This window comes from Mesorhizobium sp. WSM4840 (assembly GCF_055811755.1).
The window spans coordinates 53,991-69,892 of sequence record NZ_JBVVQD010000025.1; the positions used below are offsets into that span (position 1 = coordinate 53,991).

General features: G+C 60.9%; 13 protein-coding genes and 1 pseudogene. 5 read left to right on the forward strand and 9 right to left on the reverse strand.

Going from position 1 to position 15,902, the window contains the following annotated elements:
* Positions 1-24 precede the first annotated feature (24 nt).
* From AC0L3I_RS27185 to AC0L3I_RS27220, 8 genes are all read right to left on the reverse strand, one after another.
* Positions 25-414: a BA14K family protein gene (locus AC0L3I_RS27185; protein ID WP_473528899.1), complete on the reverse strand. Its 390-nt coding sequence runs from the start codon at positions 412-414 to the stop codon at positions 25-27.
* A gap of 110 nt (positions 415-524) precedes the next feature.
* Positions 525-1,079, reverse strand: coding sequence for a tetratricopeptide repeat protein (locus AC0L3I_RS27190; protein WP_473528900.1), 555 nt, complete (start codon positions 1,077-1,079; stop codon positions 525-527).
* A 317-nt stretch (positions 1,080-1,396) separates the two neighbouring features.
* The gene (locus tag AC0L3I_RS27195) at positions 1,397-2,200 is read right to left on the reverse strand and encodes an anti-sigma factor family protein (protein ID WP_473528901.1); all 804 of its coding nucleotides are present in this window, start codon (positions 2,198-2,200) and stop codon (positions 1,397-1,399) included.
* Positions 2,197-2,709, reverse strand: a complete 513-nt coding sequence (locus AC0L3I_RS27200; RefSeq protein ID WP_473528902.1) for a sigma-70 family RNA polymerase sigma factor — start codon at positions 2,707-2,709, stop codon at positions 2,197-2,199. The genes AC0L3I_RS27195 and AC0L3I_RS27200 overlap by 4 nt, the downstream gene beginning before the upstream one ends.
* 1,296 nt (positions 2,710-4,005) lie before the next feature.
* The gene (locus AC0L3I_RS27205; RefSeq protein WP_473528938.1) at positions 4,006-4,731 is read right to left on the reverse strand and encodes an IS6 family transposase; all 726 of its coding nucleotides are present in this window, start codon (positions 4,729-4,731) and stop codon (positions 4,006-4,008) included.
* A 292-nt stretch (positions 4,732-5,023) separates the two neighbouring features.
* Positions 5,024-5,230 (reverse strand): hypothetical protein, encoded by a 207-nt coding sequence (locus tag AC0L3I_RS27210; RefSeq protein ID WP_473528903.1) that lies wholly within the window; start codon positions 5,228-5,230, stop codon positions 5,024-5,026.
* A 6-nt stretch (positions 5,231-5,236) separates the two neighbouring features.
* Entirely contained in the window at positions 5,237-7,753 is a 2,517-nt protein-coding gene (locus AC0L3I_RS27215; RefSeq protein WP_473528904.1) for a relaxase/mobilization nuclease domain-containing protein, read from the reverse strand.
* A 3-nt stretch (positions 7,754-7,756) separates the two neighbouring features.
* Positions 7,757-8,158 (reverse strand): plasmid mobilization protein, encoded by a 402-nt coding sequence (locus AC0L3I_RS27220; protein ID WP_473528905.1) that lies wholly within the window; start codon positions 8,156-8,158, stop codon positions 7,757-7,759.
* 679 nt (positions 8,159-8,837) lie between these two features.
* Between AC0L3I_RS27220 and AC0L3I_RS27225 the strand changes: the two are divergent.
* The 4 genes and pseudogenes from AC0L3I_RS27225 (at position 8,838) to AC0L3I_RS27240 (ending at position 11,146) form a co-directional block, all read left to right on the forward strand.
* Positions 8,838-9,538, forward strand: a pseudogene (locus AC0L3I_RS27225) (ParA family protein).
* Positions 9,495-9,971 (forward strand): hypothetical protein, encoded by a 477-nt coding sequence (locus AC0L3I_RS27230; RefSeq protein WP_473528906.1) that lies wholly within the window; start codon positions 9,495-9,497, stop codon positions 9,969-9,971. Before AC0L3I_RS27225 ends, AC0L3I_RS27230 begins: the two are co-directional and overlap by 44 nt.
* 30 nt (positions 9,972-10,001) lie before the next feature.
* Positions 10,002-10,367, forward strand: coding sequence for a hypothetical protein (locus AC0L3I_RS27235; RefSeq protein WP_473528907.1), 366 nt, complete (start codon positions 10,002-10,004; stop codon positions 10,365-10,367).
* Positions 10,368-10,636: 269 nt separating this feature from the next.
* Positions 10,637-11,146, forward strand: coding sequence for a helix-turn-helix transcriptional regulator (locus tag AC0L3I_RS27240; RefSeq protein ID WP_473528908.1), 510 nt, complete (start codon positions 10,637-10,639; stop codon positions 11,144-11,146).
* 66 nt (positions 11,147-11,212) lie between these two features.
* Here AC0L3I_RS27240 and AC0L3I_RS27245 read toward each other — a convergent pair whose 3' ends face one another.
* Positions 11,213-11,770 (reverse strand): hypothetical protein, encoded by a 558-nt coding sequence (locus AC0L3I_RS27245; RefSeq protein WP_473528909.1) that lies wholly within the window; start codon positions 11,768-11,770, stop codon positions 11,213-11,215.
* A 568-nt stretch (positions 11,771-12,338) separates the two neighbouring features.
* Between AC0L3I_RS27245 and AC0L3I_RS27250 the strand changes: the two genes are divergently transcribed.
* Positions 12,339-15,686, forward strand: a complete 3,348-nt coding sequence (locus AC0L3I_RS27250) for an AAA family ATPase (RefSeq protein ID WP_473528910.1) — start codon at positions 12,339-12,341, stop codon at positions 15,684-15,686.
* Positions 15,687-15,902 lie beyond the last annotated feature (216 nt).

A 15,902-nucleotide genomic window follows, 5' to 3' on the forward strand; every position in this document is an offset into this window, starting at 1 on the left:
TGCTCAAACCGGAGGCGAAGAATCTCAGTAGGGCGAATAGCACTGCCGGCGGTGGCCGTAATAGGGCTGATACGTATTGTCGTATGCCCGATACGACCGGTAGCGGTTGTAGCGCCACTGGACGTGCGCGTTGCCGCCATAGGCCCGGCGCGGCTGGTTGGCCAGCGCACCACCAATGATTGCACCGGCAATGAAGGCCGCTGCGTCACGACGGAAACTACGGCGGAAATGGCGGCGGTCACGGCGGAAGTCCCGACGCATGATCCGCCGTCGGTACTGTGCCGGAACAACGTCGGACGACACTATCGGGGCTTTCGGTACAAAAATGGGCGCCGCATTCACCGGAACGATCGAGGCTGCCGCGAACGAAATCGCAAGCGTTGCGGCACACAGGCCTGACAGGAATTTTTTCATCAGCTATGCCTGTCCCTTGTGCCTAAGAAACGGGCAAGCATGTCCCGTGCAGTTTACAGTGTGCAAGAAAGCCCGGCCGCTTCTACACAACGGTCGAGCTTCTGCACCTTTCAAATGCCGGTCGGTCGGCCCTTGACATAGGCATCGATCTGCGAAGCGAGTTCAGTATATTCGCTGCAGGTGGTGCCGCAGCGCTTCTCGATCTCGCCGAGCTGTTCCTTGGCCGAAGCGACGTCGCCAAGCTGCAGATGGGCCTCGCCCATATATTCGCGCACCAGCGTGTAATCCGGATTGTTGCGCAGGGCTTCCTGGTAATAGCCGAGACCAACCAGGACGCGGCCCTGCTTGCGATGCGAATAACCGAGATAGTTGAGAATGCGCGGGTCGGTTTTGTCGGCGGCAAGGCTCAAGATCGTGATCGCCTCGCCATAGCGCCCCGCCTGGGCAAGCGCGCGGCCGGTCTCATAGATGCTGTCGTCGTCGAGCGCACCCTGTCTTTGGGCGACACATTTCTGTCTCTTCTTGCTCCAGACCATGCCTTTCTTGCACTGCGCAATAGGTGCGCCGCCGCCACCACCCCCGCCGCCGACCGAAAAGGCCGGTCCGACCACGAGGGGCGCTGCAACAAGCAGGGACGCCAGGCTAACAATCAATCGTGTTTGCATTGGGGTTCTCCTCAGATCGTGTATCACCAGACTAACGATTCCAAAGGCCGGATTCTTCCAGACATAAGAAGGGTGATTTGGAATTAACCAATGCTGGGGCTCCAGAACGCAGAGGCCAGCCTGGCCAGTGAAACGGCGGTCAGCTATTTCGGGTCCAGGAGTTCGGACCCGGCGCGAACGCGCTGGATTTTGGCACCGAATACCGCCACCCGATGGTGCGAATGAACACGGAAGTGAACCCCATCCAGGCTTGTAGCAACATGCTGATTTATTTTCGGAAACAGAGACATGGCAGGGCTCCGGTCGGCGCCGGACGGCTAGCTCGCCGCGCCGTCGAGGAGTTGCCGATAAGCTGCATTGGCGATGTCGAGCAAGGCCGTTTCGGGCACCCCGCCGGAAACCGCATAGCAGAAGCCGCCGTCGATCCAGTAGAAGGTGCGCGCGCCATCTTCCTCGTAGAGGCGAAAGCCGGTCTCGCTGCTCTCCGCGTCAGCAGTGACGTAGAGGGTGATGCGCGTGCCGGCGCGGTCCTGATACATGAGTTGCGCCGCCGCATTGCCGGCGGCGGGTAGCAGGCGGCCTCCGACAAGCTGGTAACCTTCAGCCGAAAAATCGGGAGCGACCAGGGAGACGCCGACCTTTTTCGAAAGCCAGCCGACAAGATGGTCCTTCTGGTCGGCGCCGACCTCGACCACATGCAGTTTTTCGGCAGCGTACATGACATGCGCCTGGAGGGCACGCTCCACCACCGCCCCGTCTTGGGCTTCGATTTCAACAATCTGCTCCCGGGAGGTTCCCGCATAGTAGCCGATGGCAGCGCTCACAAGAACGAGGGCAGCGGCGGCCGCGGACCGCCACGGCAATTTGGAAATCGACCAACGCGATCCGCTTTCAGCCGTTTCGTCGGCAAGCATCTTCAACAGGCGTTCCGGCACCGCCTCGTTGAGGATCGGCGCAAAAACACTCTGCAAACGCGCCCGGTCGGCGGCGAAACGCATGCTCATCGCCTTCATGTCGGGATTGGCGGCAAGCCAGACTTCGAAGTCATCGCGTTCCTCGGCGGGCATCTCGCCGTCGAGCGCCATGTGGATGTCCCGAATGGTGTATTCGCGCGGTGTCATTTCTCGACGACCCTGATTGTGCGCCGCCGCGCGGCAATGTCGAGAAGTCCGCGCAGTTCCTCCCGTCCGCGCGCGATCCGCGACATAAACGTGCCAGCCGGAATACCAAGAATGTTCGCCGCTTCGGCATAGGAAAACCCTTCCACCGCGACCATCATGATAGCCGCGCGGCGCTCCGGGCTGATCGCTTCCAGCGCATCAAGGATGTCGCGGACCGCAATGCTGTCGTGCTGCGAGACGGATGTGGCCACCGCTTCCGCGGCTTCCACCGGCAGTGTCGAACCGCGCCGGTTCACCTTCCTCATCTGGTCGACGAACAAATGATGCATGATCGTAAACAGCCAACGGCGGGGATTTTCCCCTGTGCGCCAGTTGTCCAGCCGGGTGAGCGCGCGCTCCAGGCAGTCCTGGACGAGATCGTCGGCCGCATCCCTGTCGCGCAGAAGCGCGCGAGCATAGCGGCGCAGCCGGGGAATTTGCGCAAGGATGGCCGTCTTCTTCTCGTCCATTGGCTCCGCCGGCGCCTTCAACTCTGGTTGCCACGCCCGCTCGATTGAACTCCCGATTCCAGCGCCGCACACGCGGCGACGAACCGGTGAAACGCAACGCCAACGACGCACCTGATGTCGTTGGTGGAGGTCGTAATGAATAACGTTTCCAGCGGGAATTTATTCCCGCGCTTGCATCGGGGGAATTGAACCGTCTGATCCGGCCCAGCCAACTCCACCTTCGATTCCCCCTAACAACACGCAGACCAAGTCGTTAGACCGTCATCGCAGCTCCCCACACTATCAGCGAGGCTCCGCCGCAGCCGCGAGACACCAACACGAATGTCGCTTGGCACTTAACCGGGTTCTGCCTCACTTTGTGTGGTGGATGCACGAAACGAGCGGCAACGTCCGTGCTCGCAGCAATTCGACGCCTGCGTGGCAATTCATCAAGCGTCCAGAAAGCCTCAATCTGCTGTTCTGGTGTTCCGTTTAGCCGTCGATGACGTGAGTAGCGCAGCCGATCGATTGTCCACCACACAAAGTGAGGCAGAACCCGGTTAACTGCCAAGCGACAGGAACGCTGCTACTTCGCACAATCCAATCCAGCAAGTCTGAATCGACGTCATCGCTATGGTAAAGTCGCTGGATCAAAAGCGCGGCAGTCGCCCGCCATTGGTCTTCGGGAATTCTCTCTTCGACGACGGATTTCACGAAGGCGCTGCGAAGGAAATCGCAGCCTCGAACGCCTTCAATCTGCGAATTGCCTCGTCGAGATCGTATACCCCCTTTTCCAAGTCCATCGGCGCGCGCTGTGAGTACGCAAATCCGTCACTCAATCGTGATGGATTAAAACCGAGCGCAATGTTGTTGACGGGATGCGGGGTGGGAACCCACGGAAGGGAGACAACCTTATGCGCAGTCACATCACAATCGCAGTCTTGCTCATGATCCTAACCGGTGCCGCCGGGTGCATGACCAGCAATGGTGCGCAGCATTCCCCGGCACAGACCACAAACGGTGGCAGCAGTAGCCCCGGCGGTACCGGCGGCATGGGCGGCGGCTACTAAGGCGTTGAACGCTCGCGCCGATTTCGTTCGGAACGGTCATTCCCCGGCTCCGGCCGGGCATTCTTTCGGAGCGCCGGGAAGCGCGGCAACATTTGAGAAAGCCCGCTGTCATCACGCGTGCAACGTCGACCTGCGGCCGTTCGTGGTCGGGTGGTGCCACAACCTTTGGCACGACCAGCGCATTGCCGCTTGCGGAACCGTCGCCTTAGCTGAGCACGAGACGAGTAGACGCCGGCAGACCGATTTTTCATGCCGCCGTCGACATGGTGATCTGGCTCCACGTTGCCATGGAGGCCTCTCGAAGTTCGCGATGTTGTGCGGCGGTCATGTGGTGACGCGGATAGTGGAAGAGATAGGTGATCGGGCCGTGGATGGAAACGAAGCGCTGACACTGGCGGCTCGACTTGAACCGCTTCATCATCCGCTCCCGTCGTCGAACGGCAAGATGAGAGTTCTCCGCTCTGTTGTTCAGCGCCTTGTGGGATCGATGCTCTACACCAGGCATGAGCTCGTTCCTTGCCGCAGCACATGAGCCGAGTTTGTCGGTCACCATGACGCGCGGCGCCATGCCCTGCGCCTTGAGCAGCTTTCGCATCAGCCGCAGCGCGGCTTTTCTGTCCCTGCGGCTTTGCACGAGAGCGTCGAGAACATAGCCGTTGGCGTCGACGGCCCGCCACAGACAGTGCTTCTTACCCTTGATGGGGACCACCATCTCATCGAGGTGCCATTTGTCGGCGAAGGCACCTTTGGCTGCTCGCCGGATCCGGCGGGCATATGCGCCTCCGAACTTGGTGGCCCACTCGGCGATGGTCTGGAAGGAAACCTCGATCCCGCGGGCGGCGAGCATGTCCTCGACATGGCGCAGGCTGAGCGGAAAGCGGAAGTAGAGCCAAACCGCATGGCTGATGATCTCGGCCGGAAAGCGGTGGCGCTTGTAGAGCTGATCGGCGAGGTCGGCAGGACGTTCGGTCAGGGCGTGACCTACGACGCCAATCTTCACGCCGAGTTAAGGCGACGGTACCGGTCTATATTAGTGGATCCCTGCAGCAGGTTGTAGATCGAGCGGTCCTTGACATTTATATGCTGCCCAAGCCTCGGCGGGCACTGCCGAATCCGCCCGGCCCAGCCAGTTCGCGCGCTCAGCCTCGGTAAGCGAATTCCACCACTGCATACCTGCCATTTCGTCAGCAGTCGAATTCCGGATCGGTTCGTCTGCCGTTTTCTTATCCTCGCATAAGACTCGAGTGCCGGAGGCCCGGAACTATTCAGAACGGCCATAAGCCGGCCAAAAAAGCCAGCATTTCGCTGCTCCACTGCATAAAGTTTTGGTACCAGCCAGACACCGTTTCATAAGCAACCTGCAGTGCGCCCAGGAAGAAAACGAAACAGATGATGATAGCAAATAACTTGCCAAATCCCTCGTCACCCTTCGGGTCGCTGCTCTGGTAAACGTAATCCTGTCGATTAAACATGATCCTCTAACGGTCCCGGTCGTCGCGGTCGCGTTCCCTTCTTTCCAATTCCTCGCGCTCCAACTCCTCGAGGCGAGGAATATGCTGTTGCGCCGGATCGGTCCGCGTTGTCTCGCCGCCGCGTTGTGCGGCCTCATTGTCCCTGTTTAACTTATCCTGCAGCCGATTTGTAGCATCGACGGTCGACGCCAGTTCGTGAGCCTCGCGCTCGGCCGATTCGTCCGGCCGGCGCTCGGCCTCCTCAAAGCGAGGATCTCGCTGCTGTTCGGTCACGGCATCGGCATTCGTCGGGGTCTTGTCCTTTTGCTCTGCTGACTGCTCCCCTACCCTTTCGGCGCCAGCAATCAGCGCCTCCCGATTTTTAGCTGCGCCGACAAGATCGGGATTGTCGGGGTTCTGCATGGCCTCGGCATACCGCTGGCGAACGCCGTCCTCGATCTCCAGACTCCGTTCGCAAATGTATGCGGTGCTGTAGCCTTCTGCTTTGAGCCGATCAATCTCGGCCTGAATGGCCCGTTCTAATTCCTCTTTCGGCATTTGCGGCTGTTCCATTGCGGCTTGCCGTTTTTCAGCAGAACTGGATTCGATCAGATCGGAGCTGTGATCCTGAACCGAGAGGACGTCGTTGCCAGCATCAACCGCGACATCGCCGTCCTGGGCGACGGCTGCTTGCCATTCGGCCTCCGCCTGCTCTTCTTGCTTCTGCTCGGCCCGCACTTCGTTGCGCTGCTCATATAATTCCACCAGCTCGCGGCGCTGATTGACGTGTTCGCGCGCCAATGTCGCCACTTCATCGAAGTCGGCCCGCTCGTCCGGACCGACGCTCCGCTCCAGCCGGAACAAGGCCGTCTCGACCTTCTTTTCATAGGCTTCAAACTCTGCTCGTGTTGTCTCGCGCATTTCCTGGCCCTCCAAAACGACTTTCTGCAAGGTTACCATATTGGCGCGGAATTTTGATCCGAAAGCTGCATGGACGACATTTGGTCTCGCTTCTGTCTGACCAGCCGAAAGGCTTGTTGTCAAATGATCCCGCTGCTGTTCTGCATAGGCGACAACACGCCGATCACCGCTGGCGAGCGCAATTTTCTGCCAACTCTGCGTTGCCTTTATGGCATACTCCCGGCTTCTTTCGGCCTTCGCCAGACTGCGGCGTCCGCCCCGCTTAGCGTCGTAGCGGCCCTGTGCCGCCTCGCTGGTCCCGACGTGCTCGGTCCGCCCTTCCCTGCTCACCGGTCTCACTTGATTGCGGGTAAAGGCGGGCGGACTGGCGAACTCGCGACGATCGGTCATCTCCATCGCTATTCCCTGCGCGCGGGCCTTCTCAGCCATTGTGGCCCGCCACTCCCGAAACACCTGCGGGGTCGTCTCGATCCGATCGCCCGATTCCGATCGCATCGTGATGATCGCGTGAGCATGGACATGTGGCCGCTTGCCCCCATCCCCTTCTTCCTTTGGATCATTGGCCGGATCATGCACGGCAAACACGTAGCGATGGCCGGCGAACTGCTCGGCAAGGAAGTCGCGTGCAGCGTTTTCAAACGCCTCGACATTCGTGCCGGCTCGGGCCGACATGATCAGGTGCATCACGTCGCGGCCTTTGCGGCTGTGCAGATCACCGCGCCATTCCTTCTGCACCAGGTCGCCAGCGAGCTTTTCGTCACCGATGACTTGGCCGCGGTCATCGCGAACGTTGCCGTCATAACGTTCGACCAGGCTCCGCAATTTGCTGGCGCCATACTCGACACCGTTGCCGTGGCCCTGGAACGAGAACCGCGCAGCATGTGGCTGCGCGGCGGCACTCGCGTCATATCGCACCTGAATGATGCTGGCGGCCTTGTCGTCGCCAGTCAGCCGCTCGCCCTGCCCGCTTCTGAGAACGACCGCTCCTTGAACAGACAGCCCGCCGTCGGCCTGGTGCGTGACCGCGTAAGCATAGCGTCGATCGCCGAACGCGCTCGTCAAACTGTTCCTGACCAGCTCGTGCATCGCCTCGTCTGACGAAACCGCCGCAGTCGCAATCTCTACGGTGAAGCTGCCGATATCGCGGCTCTCTACTCGGTTCTGGAACAGATGGTTCCAGTCTCCCCGCAACCGCGCCAGATCCTCGCGGCTGCTGATGCGCTCGCCGTTCTCGTTCTCGACCGCGAGCTCGCCGCCGCGCGACACATAATTCAGCATCGCCCCCACCCTCGCGCCGCCGCCATAGGATGCCATTTTGACAACCGCGGGCTGACTGCCCAGGGCAACCGCCGCTAGCCGCGCTTCGATTGGACGGGATGCCTCAGCTGCCCGCGTCTCGGCCGCGAAGATCGCCCTGGCGGCCGTCCGCCGCATTTTTGGCTGGCTGCCACCACCGCTACCAGCACCACCACCACCGCCGCCCAGCGCGGCCATCGCTTTCAATCGGCGCTTCATTTCGTCTTCGGCCGACGAATGGCGTTTTGGCCCAAGCGATAGTTCATGCAGCAACGCCGCACGGCGCTGCTCCCATTCGCTCGTGAAGGCGCCGAAAAAGATTTCCACGCCTTACCCCTCCCCTCGCCGCTTATAGCCGGCGCGCTTCGCCAGCGATCGCAACTCCGTCATGACGGCCGCTTGGACGCGTTGCACGTTCCCGACATTGATATCGACGTCGCTCGGATGAACGCCTTTGCCGCTGTTGAGCGCCCGCGCGACCTGATTGAGGTTCACACCGATCGCGCGCATATCCTCCAGCAGCAATGCCATCACGAGGCGGTCCTCCTCGGTAAGGATTGGCCGAACGCCCGCTCCCTCGATGATCAGCGACCGGAAGAACCCGGAAACTGTCATGTCGGCCGCCTTGGCTGACTTTTCGATCGCCGCATATTCGTCCGCGCTGACGCGGGCATGCACCATTCGACCCTTCCGGTCCGGCGCGAGCCGGACCTCGAATTTCGCGTCGTCCATTAGCCTTAGGACCCTCTCTCTGGCGCTTGCGGCAGGCATCGAGGGCTTGTTCCTCGATCGTCGGGAAAAATGTCGCACATTTTTCCGTATCCTGCCACCCTCAATAGACGTGAAAATAACACTCAAAGAAACCGACTTTTCGAGCGACCCACATTTCGCTCGCCCGCATCGAAACGTCGGGCAGGGACGGAGGCCCTGCCCGTTCAAACGCTAAAACGCTCTCCAGGGTTCACCTCCAGGACCGCTTTGTCGGCCTTTGTGTGCCCCTCGTACTCGTCCGCAAGGGACGCTCCGCTCTTCGCCCTGGCCGACTGCGTGCGAGCGTCACAGACGGCCTTCGCGCGGCTCCGGGGTTCACCACAATAGGAGCGGGAAGGTCGGTGCCGACTTCACCGGTCAACAACGGAAATTGCGCGACGTGGAGACTTCCAGGATCGCCCAAGCGGCGGCACACGGTTGATCCCATTTCACACGACTTGTTCACACGATGTGTTCACATGCCACGACGTTACGATGTGAAAGCAAGATGTGATCGAAGTATCACACGCTAGGATAGTGAGGTGTAATCGCGTGGTGTAAAAACGCCATGCGAAAGCAAGCATTCGCTTCGTTTGGAAATGCTGTGTGGCGACGGCCTGCCGCGTTGACGCCTTGGAGAGCGGCAAAAGAGGGATCGAACATGCCTCGAAGGATTTGCGCGATCAGCGGAAAAGGCGGCGCCGGGAAGACGACGGTAATTATTCTCGTTGCCGGCGAGTACGCTATTCAGGGAAAGAAGGTTCTTCTGATCGACGCCGATCCGCGCCAGAACCTCGCCGAATGGTGGAAGCGATGTGAGGCCAAGGATAATCTTCCGGCCAACATCGAGCTGCACAGCGCGGCAACCCAGCGAAGCATTGAAGCCGTGCTGGCCGAACAGAACGGCGTCTACGACGTAATCCTGATGGACTCACCCGGCGTCGACAGCGTCATCCGCGATACGATCATCCGCAACTCCGACCTGGTGCTGACGCCAATTCAGCCGAACCAGGATGAAATCAAGGCGGCCGGCGAAGCGGCCACCATCACGGCGGATATTGGCGATAGGGAGGGGCGCACGATTCCACACGTGAACGTGGTGACGCGCATCGCGTTCTCGAGGCTTACAGGCTGATCCGTCCGTTCATCCACAATCTTCGCGACAATGGCTATGAATCGACACTGATGGATACCGAGCTCACCGAACGCAATTGCTACCGCGAAATCCGTAACGGCCTCGGCACCTTGCAGATGCTCGAGCTGACCGCCCCGATCATGAAGGGCCGCGCGGAGATCGCGGCGCTCGTGGCTGAACTCGATGGCCATCTCGCAGAAAACCGGGAAAAGGTGGGAAATGTCTAAACCAGGCAAACTGTCCGTCTCTGACTTTCCGATCGCTCCGCGACGGCCGAAGGCAGCCATATCCAAAGCCGCAATGAAACCACCCTCTGTGTCGGAAGAGGCAGAAGCTGGAACGGCTGCAAGGAAACCAGCAGCGGCGCCGGTTTCAGAAGCGGATGCGACAAGAGAACGGCCGCAGCGCAGTCTGCCGAACCCAAGCGGTGAAGAGCGCAAGAGCAAGGCGATCGAACGTGCTCTGGCTCAGGAGGAGGGACGCTATCGCCTGCGCGACCTCAAACGCTCGCACGCGCGAGAAGCCAAGCACTACGTCAATTGCCCGCTGGACTACGACACGAAGATGCGACTGCAACAGGCCGCCTTCGACAACGACATCAAGATGACGGTGATCATAAAGGCCGCCATCGATCAGTTCCTCCGCGACAACGGCTATTGATCCGTGGGCGGTCGAAGCCTCCTGCTCGGGATGACGATCGGTATCCTTATTGGCATCTACGCCGCACCGTGGATCGGACGCCAAGGCATCGACTTGGGTGAAGGCGCGAGTGTCGCTTCCCCATTGAACGGGCATATAGAATCCGCTCTCGATTCGGCCATCCGGCCATCTGACGAAACCGCCAAAGGCGAGCTGTTTCGCTTATCCAATTGGGATATCTCAATACACGGGACTGGATCGACGGTTGCCGTGAAGCGATGTATGAGTATTGGCAAAGATTCTATCGCGTGCGAACTGCTGGCGCATCTGGGGTGGGTCGATGGGGAAAAACTTGTCGAAGCTGTATTCGAGGGAAAGCCGGGTGCTTGGCGAATGGTTGCAGCCAAGGCCAACTGATTTACTCTTAGTGGGCAGTGCCTATCCCCGCGCCAGCTCAAGGGCGTTATGAATGCAGGCTTCCGATGGAAAGAACCATGTAAGGCGAGCGCAGCACGGCCGTGATGGTTGCTTATAGCGAGTAGCCGAAAGCGCTGCCCTCACTCCCCGCTTCTGGAAAATCGCTGTGCATGAGGTGCTGGGGGCGTACTTGGGTCAATCCCATTTTGAATGTCTGATTGAGGTCGTCGCCCTGTCCGCGACTGGAAAAAAGCAAGAAGGGAGAGGACGTGCCGAAGGATATGGACGCCTATAAAAAGAAAATGGAATTGGTTGAAACGATCGATCCTGAGATCGACAAGCCTGTTTTCCGCCGCCCGGGGTTCGAAGGCATCAAAACCCTCGGCGAAATCGATGAAAGAATTGCCGCCTTCGTCCGCAAGGCGCGTGAGGATAAGGATCTGACGCGCGCCGAGCTTGCGCCCTTGCTTGGTCTTTCGATGCAGGTTTATGGCCGCTATGAACGCGCATTCTCAAAAATGCACGTAACGAGGATGATCCACCTGTGCGAAATCCTCGGATTCATGCCGATGGAAATGCTGTTCAGCGCTGCCCCGCATCTATGGGGCCGCACGCCGGAGGAAGCGCGCGACAGCATGGAACTCGCGCAACTGGTCGTGTATCTGCCGCACGGCACCAAGCGCGATCTGCTAGCCTTGGTCAAGAAAATGGTGGCCCTGGAGCGTGCCGCAGACGGAGGGGCGGCGGAAACGCAAAGAGGCGAAGAAGGACGTCTTTAGGCACCTCGCGCTGCGGTGAATGGCGCCGGGCGCGAGCATCACCGCGACGCATTAATAGGCCACACCTTAGGGATCGACCTTCTTCAGCTCCGAGAGCCGCACAAGGCCGTTCTGGCTGCGGAATGTCAGTGTCGCATCCGTACTTTGCGCCTGGGCGATCCCCGAAATAACGTGATCGCCGGTGTCGTACATCGTGCGCCGGCCGGCATCTTCGATGACCAGTCGCCGCGAGTCGGGATAGATCGCGTAGCGCAGATGGTTCTGCGACCCGGTCGATGAGGGTGTGCCGAGTCCGCTCGGCCAACTTTTAGCTACCTGCTGCTGCGATCTGTAGCTCACTTCGGCAGGTTCATTACGGGCGACCTCAGGATTCTCCCGCAGATAAGCTGCTAGATCGGTGGCCACCGCGTTCAGCTTCGCCCTCAGCGCATCGTTGAACATGTCGCCGACCATTGTCATGCCTGATGACCACTGCGACATGCCGCCGAATTCGGAATGGCTGAACTGCGCCATGGAACCGCCGCCCGAGCGCAGGGCACGCAGCACGGTTTCTACCGCGTCCCTTGACAACCCGTGCCGCGCCGCCAGCCGCGCGACCAATGCCGTCTCTTTGAGATCAGCCACCGTATTACCTCCCTCTTTTCGCCATTTAACACTGCGATGGGGACATCTTTCCACATGCCCTAACCTCCGAGCACGCCCTGGGGCAATTTCAGCCCTTGCCAACGGGCCAACGCGTGTAAGGCCGACATCTTTCCGCCTTTGCTCGGCATGGCCACAACGAGGCACTCTGGGCGACCAAGATATGCGCAATGAGCACCTACCACAGTTTGCAGCCGCGCGCCTGCCCTGAGCGGAATGTTCGAGTTCCAGGCCGCATTTTATGCGACTTTGACCCTATATTGGTCAGCGATCCTGCCCCGTCCACCCGGTTCCGAAACGGCACAATGCGCCATTTCTTGACATTGCCGGCGCTTCTCCGAAGCTGACCTTCCCCGAGGCAAGAGAATGGGCAAGTCCTGACCTCAGGGCAGGCATCCTTTCGAGAAGCGCGATGCTCGTCAGGCCACCCGTTCCACGGCCGATATCTCCATTTCAGCGGCCTCTTCCAAAGAGATTTCCGCCTACTCCATCAATTTGGGATATAGTCGGGAGAACAGGGCAGCCCCCGCAGCCGAAGAGGAGAAGGGGCGTGGATATCGCGAAGTGGCTACGGAGCCTCGGCCTGCAGCAATACGAGCAGGCTTTTCGCGACAACGACATTGAAGCTGAAACGCTTCCCCAGCTCACGGCCGACGATCTCGTGGCGCTCGGGGTCACATCGATTGGTCACCGCCGCAAGCTGCTCGCCGCCATCGACGCCCTGCGCGCTAGTTCGGATACAGCGGCCACCTCGACCACGAGATCCCTGGCGGCGGTCCCAGGGACAGCGCCGCCGCTTCCAGAGGCTGAGCGGCGGCAGCTAACGGTCATGTTCGTTGACGTCGTCGGCTCGACGGCACTCGCAGGCCGCCTGGATCCGGAGGACATGCGCGAGGTGATCGGAGCCTACCATCGCAGTGTCGCTGACACAGTTGGCCGCTACGGCGGCTTCGTGGCGAAGTATATGGGCGACGGGGTCCTGGTCTACTTCGGTTGGCCACAAGCTGATGAAGCCGATCCCGAGCGCGCTGTGCACGCCGCCTTGGCTACGCTGGAGGAGGTCGGCCAGGCCGCGTCAGCCGGCGAACGGCTGGTCGCTCGCATTGGCATAGCCAGTGGTCTCGCGGTCGTCGGCGACCTGCTGGGTGCCGGGGCCGCACAGGAGCAGACGGTAATAGGCGAGACCCCAAACCTCGCCGCGCGCCTACAATCCCTCGCTGATCCTGGCTGCGCAGTGATCGACGCACAAACACGGCGGCGCATCGGCGGCTTGTTCGAGTGCCGCGAGCTTGGCGAATTTAATCTCAAAGGCCTGTCTGGCGCTGTGTGCGCGTGGCAAGTGCTTGGCGAAGCCTTGGTTGAGAGCCGCTTCGCGGCAATGCACGCGGCCGTCCTCTCGCCGCTGGTCGGGCGCGATGACGAGCTCGATCTGCTGCTGCGCCGCTGGCAGCAAGCAAAGGACGGCGAAGGGCAGGTAGTGCTCATCTCCGGCGAGCCCGGCATCGGCAAATCCCGCCTGATCGCTGCGCTCGAGGAGCGCGTGGCCGGGGAGGCGCATCTCACACTCAAGTATTTCTGCTCGCCGCATCACCGCGACAGCGCACTACAGCCCGTCGTCGCACGCTGGCAGAACGATGCGGGTTTCGTGCGCAGCGAGTCTGCGGACGCACGGCTTGACAAGCTGGAAGCCCTGCTTCTCCCACTCGGGGCAACTCGCGAAGAGGTGACGCTCATTGCCGAGTTGCTCGGCGTGCCGGGTGGAGAGCGGTATCCGCCGCTGGAACTCACTTCGGAGCGCAAGAAGGAGCAGACCTTCGGAGCATTGAACCGGATTCTGGACGAAAGGGCACGCCGGTCCCCCGTGCTGATCCTGTTCGAGGACGCGCATTGGGCCGACCCAAGTTCGCTTGAGCTGTTGGACAGGTTAATCATGCGTCTAGCCTCTTTGCCGGTAATGGTGATCATCTCCTTCCGGCCAGAGTTTCATGCGCCTTGGGTCGGCCAAGCCAGCGTGATCTTGATGGCGCTGAGCCGGCTTGGCCCTCGCCAGGCGACGACGCTCGCAAGTCAGGTTGTCGTCGGTCAGGCGCTTCCGGCGGGGATGCTGGAGCGGATTGTGGCGCAGACTGATGGCGTACCTCTCTTCATCGAGGAATTGACGAAGGCCGTCCTGGAGCGCGCCAGTCAGCCCGATAGCGTGGGCTCAGCGCTTTCGGTGCCAAGCACCTTGCAGGCCTCACTGATGGCGCGGTTGGATCGGCTGCCAGTCGCAAAACAGGTGGCACAGATCGGCGCGGTTATCGGCAGAGAGTTCAGCCATGAGCTGCTGGTCACGGTGGCGGAAATTCCCGAGGCGGTATTGACGCAAGGATTGGACGAACTCGTAAGCGCCGGTCTCGCGTTCCGCCGCGGCAACCCGCCTGAAGCTATCTACTCATTCAAGCATGCGCTCGTTCAGGATGCCGCCTACGGGAGCCTGCTGCGTAGCACACGGCAGAAGTTGCACTCACGGATCGCCAAGGTGTTGGAGGAGCGGTGGCCGGACGTGGTCGAAACCCAGCCTGAGATTCTCGCTCATCACTTCACCCAAGCGGGCTCAATGGAGCGCGCCGCCGATTACTGGCAGCGGGCCGGCGAACGAGCGTTCCGGCGCTCGGCAGCTGCGGAAGCCACTGGCCATCTTGCCAAGAGCATCGAACTCTTGCGATTCTTGCCGGAAGACCGCGCTCAAGCGGAGCGTGAGCTGCATCTCCAGACAATGCTCGGGCAGGCGTGCATCGCCCGCCACGGCTACGCCGCCTCTGAAACCGCCGCCGCCTTCGCCCGCGCCCGAGATCTGGTAGAATCCCTCGGCGACGTCCCACAACAATTCCCCGTGCTGTATGGGTTCTGGGCTGTCCAATATGTCCGGATGGCTATCCGAGAGCAGCAAAACCTCGCTGGGCATATTCTCGCCTTGGCCGAGCAGCACCCCGACCCGGAGCGACTGTGCGTAGCGCACCGGATTTGCGGGGCGACCAACGAAATGATCGGCGAGTTGCCCACCGCCCGGGAGCATCTCGAGCAGGCCATTGCGCTGTACGACCCGGAGCGGCACGGTTCAACAGCCTTTACCTTCGGACAAGACCTTGGAGTTGCGGTGCTGTCGCACCTGATTTGGGTCCTGTGGTTGCTGGGCTACCCAGATCAGGCATTTCGCCGGCAAGCCGAAGCACTGGCGTTGGCGCGCCGTGTTGGGCATAAAAACACTCAAGGGTTTGCCCTGATGTACAGCGCGATGGCGGGTGCGTATGGCCGCAACGCTGGAATGGCCGCGGAGCACTCGGCATCGTTGCTGGAATTGGCCCGGGACCAGAAATTTGACCTGTGGCGCGCCGGCGCGACGGTGGTCAATGGCTGGTCCATTGCTAGCCAAGGCCACGAGGCAGTCGGGATTGCGGCGATCGAGCGCGGCTTGGCGGAGTGGACGAGCAGCGGCGCGGAATGGATGCGGCCCTTCTTTCTCAGTCTGCTTGCCGACGCCTGCGCACTCTCCGGTGACGTGCGACGGGCGCTCGGGGCACTGGACGAGGCTATAGCGGCGGTCGAGCGTACGGGGCAGCGCTGGCCGGACGCCGAACTGCATCGACTGCGAGGGCTGTTTCTGACAGCTCTGCCGGACGGCGGAAGTCCAGGCGAGGCAAGCGCCGCGTTTCAGAGCGCGATCCAGATCGCCCGGCGTCAATCCGCAAAGTCCTGGGAGCTACGCGCTGCCACCAGTCTCGCCCGGCTCTGGCGCGTCCAGGGCAAGCATGCGGACGCACGCGATCTGCTGGCGCCGGTTTATGCGTGGTTCACCGAAGGCTTTGCGACACCGGACCTCAAGGAGGCCAAAGCAATGCTCGACAGTTTGAGGTGAATAGAGCCCACGCTATCCTTTGGGCGGCCCTGAGCCATTGATGCCGGCCGAGACGCGCGTCTTCGTCGACTCCGTGGCCGAGGCATTCACGCGCTAGCGCCTCGACGAAATATCCCGACAGCCTCGCGTGAAAGGCATTGGCTTGTCACATCAGTGAAACGTCTGGTCACTCCAATGCGCTGCCGCTATCGCTACGCCAGCCCCGTTTGGAGCGGG

Bases quoted from the DNA above. Each gene is read 5' to 3' on its own strand.
- AC0L3I_RS27185 (WP_473528899.1), bottom strand. From the start codon at position 414: ATGAAAAAATTCCTGTCAGGCCTGTGTGCCGCAACGCTTGCGATTTCG.
- AC0L3I_RS27190 (WP_473528900.1), bottom strand. From the start codon at position 1,079: ATGCAAACACGATTGATTGTTAGCCTGGCGTCCCTGCTTGTTGCAGCG.
- AC0L3I_RS27195 (WP_473528901.1), bottom strand. From the start codon at position 2,200: ATGACACCGCGCGAATACACCATTCGGGACATCCACATGGCGCTCGAC.
- AC0L3I_RS27200 (WP_473528902.1), bottom strand. From the start codon at position 2,709: ATGGACGAGAAGAAGACGGCCATCCTTGCGCAAATTCCCCGGCTGCGC.
- AC0L3I_RS27210 (WP_473528903.1), bottom strand. From the start codon at position 5,230: ATGTTTAATCGACAGGATTACGTTTACCAGAGCAGCGACCCGAAGGGT.
- AC0L3I_RS27220 (WP_473528905.1), bottom strand. From the start codon at position 8,158: ATGGACGACGCGAAATTCGAGGTCCGGCTCGCGCCGGACCGGAAGGGT.
- AC0L3I_RS27230 (WP_473528906.1), top strand. From the start codon at position 9,495: ATGGCCATCTCGCAGAAAACCGGGAAAAGGTGGGAAATGTCTAAACCA.
- AC0L3I_RS27235 (WP_473528907.1), top strand. From the start codon at position 10,002: ATGACGATCGGTATCCTTATTGGCATCTACGCCGCACCGTGGATCGGA.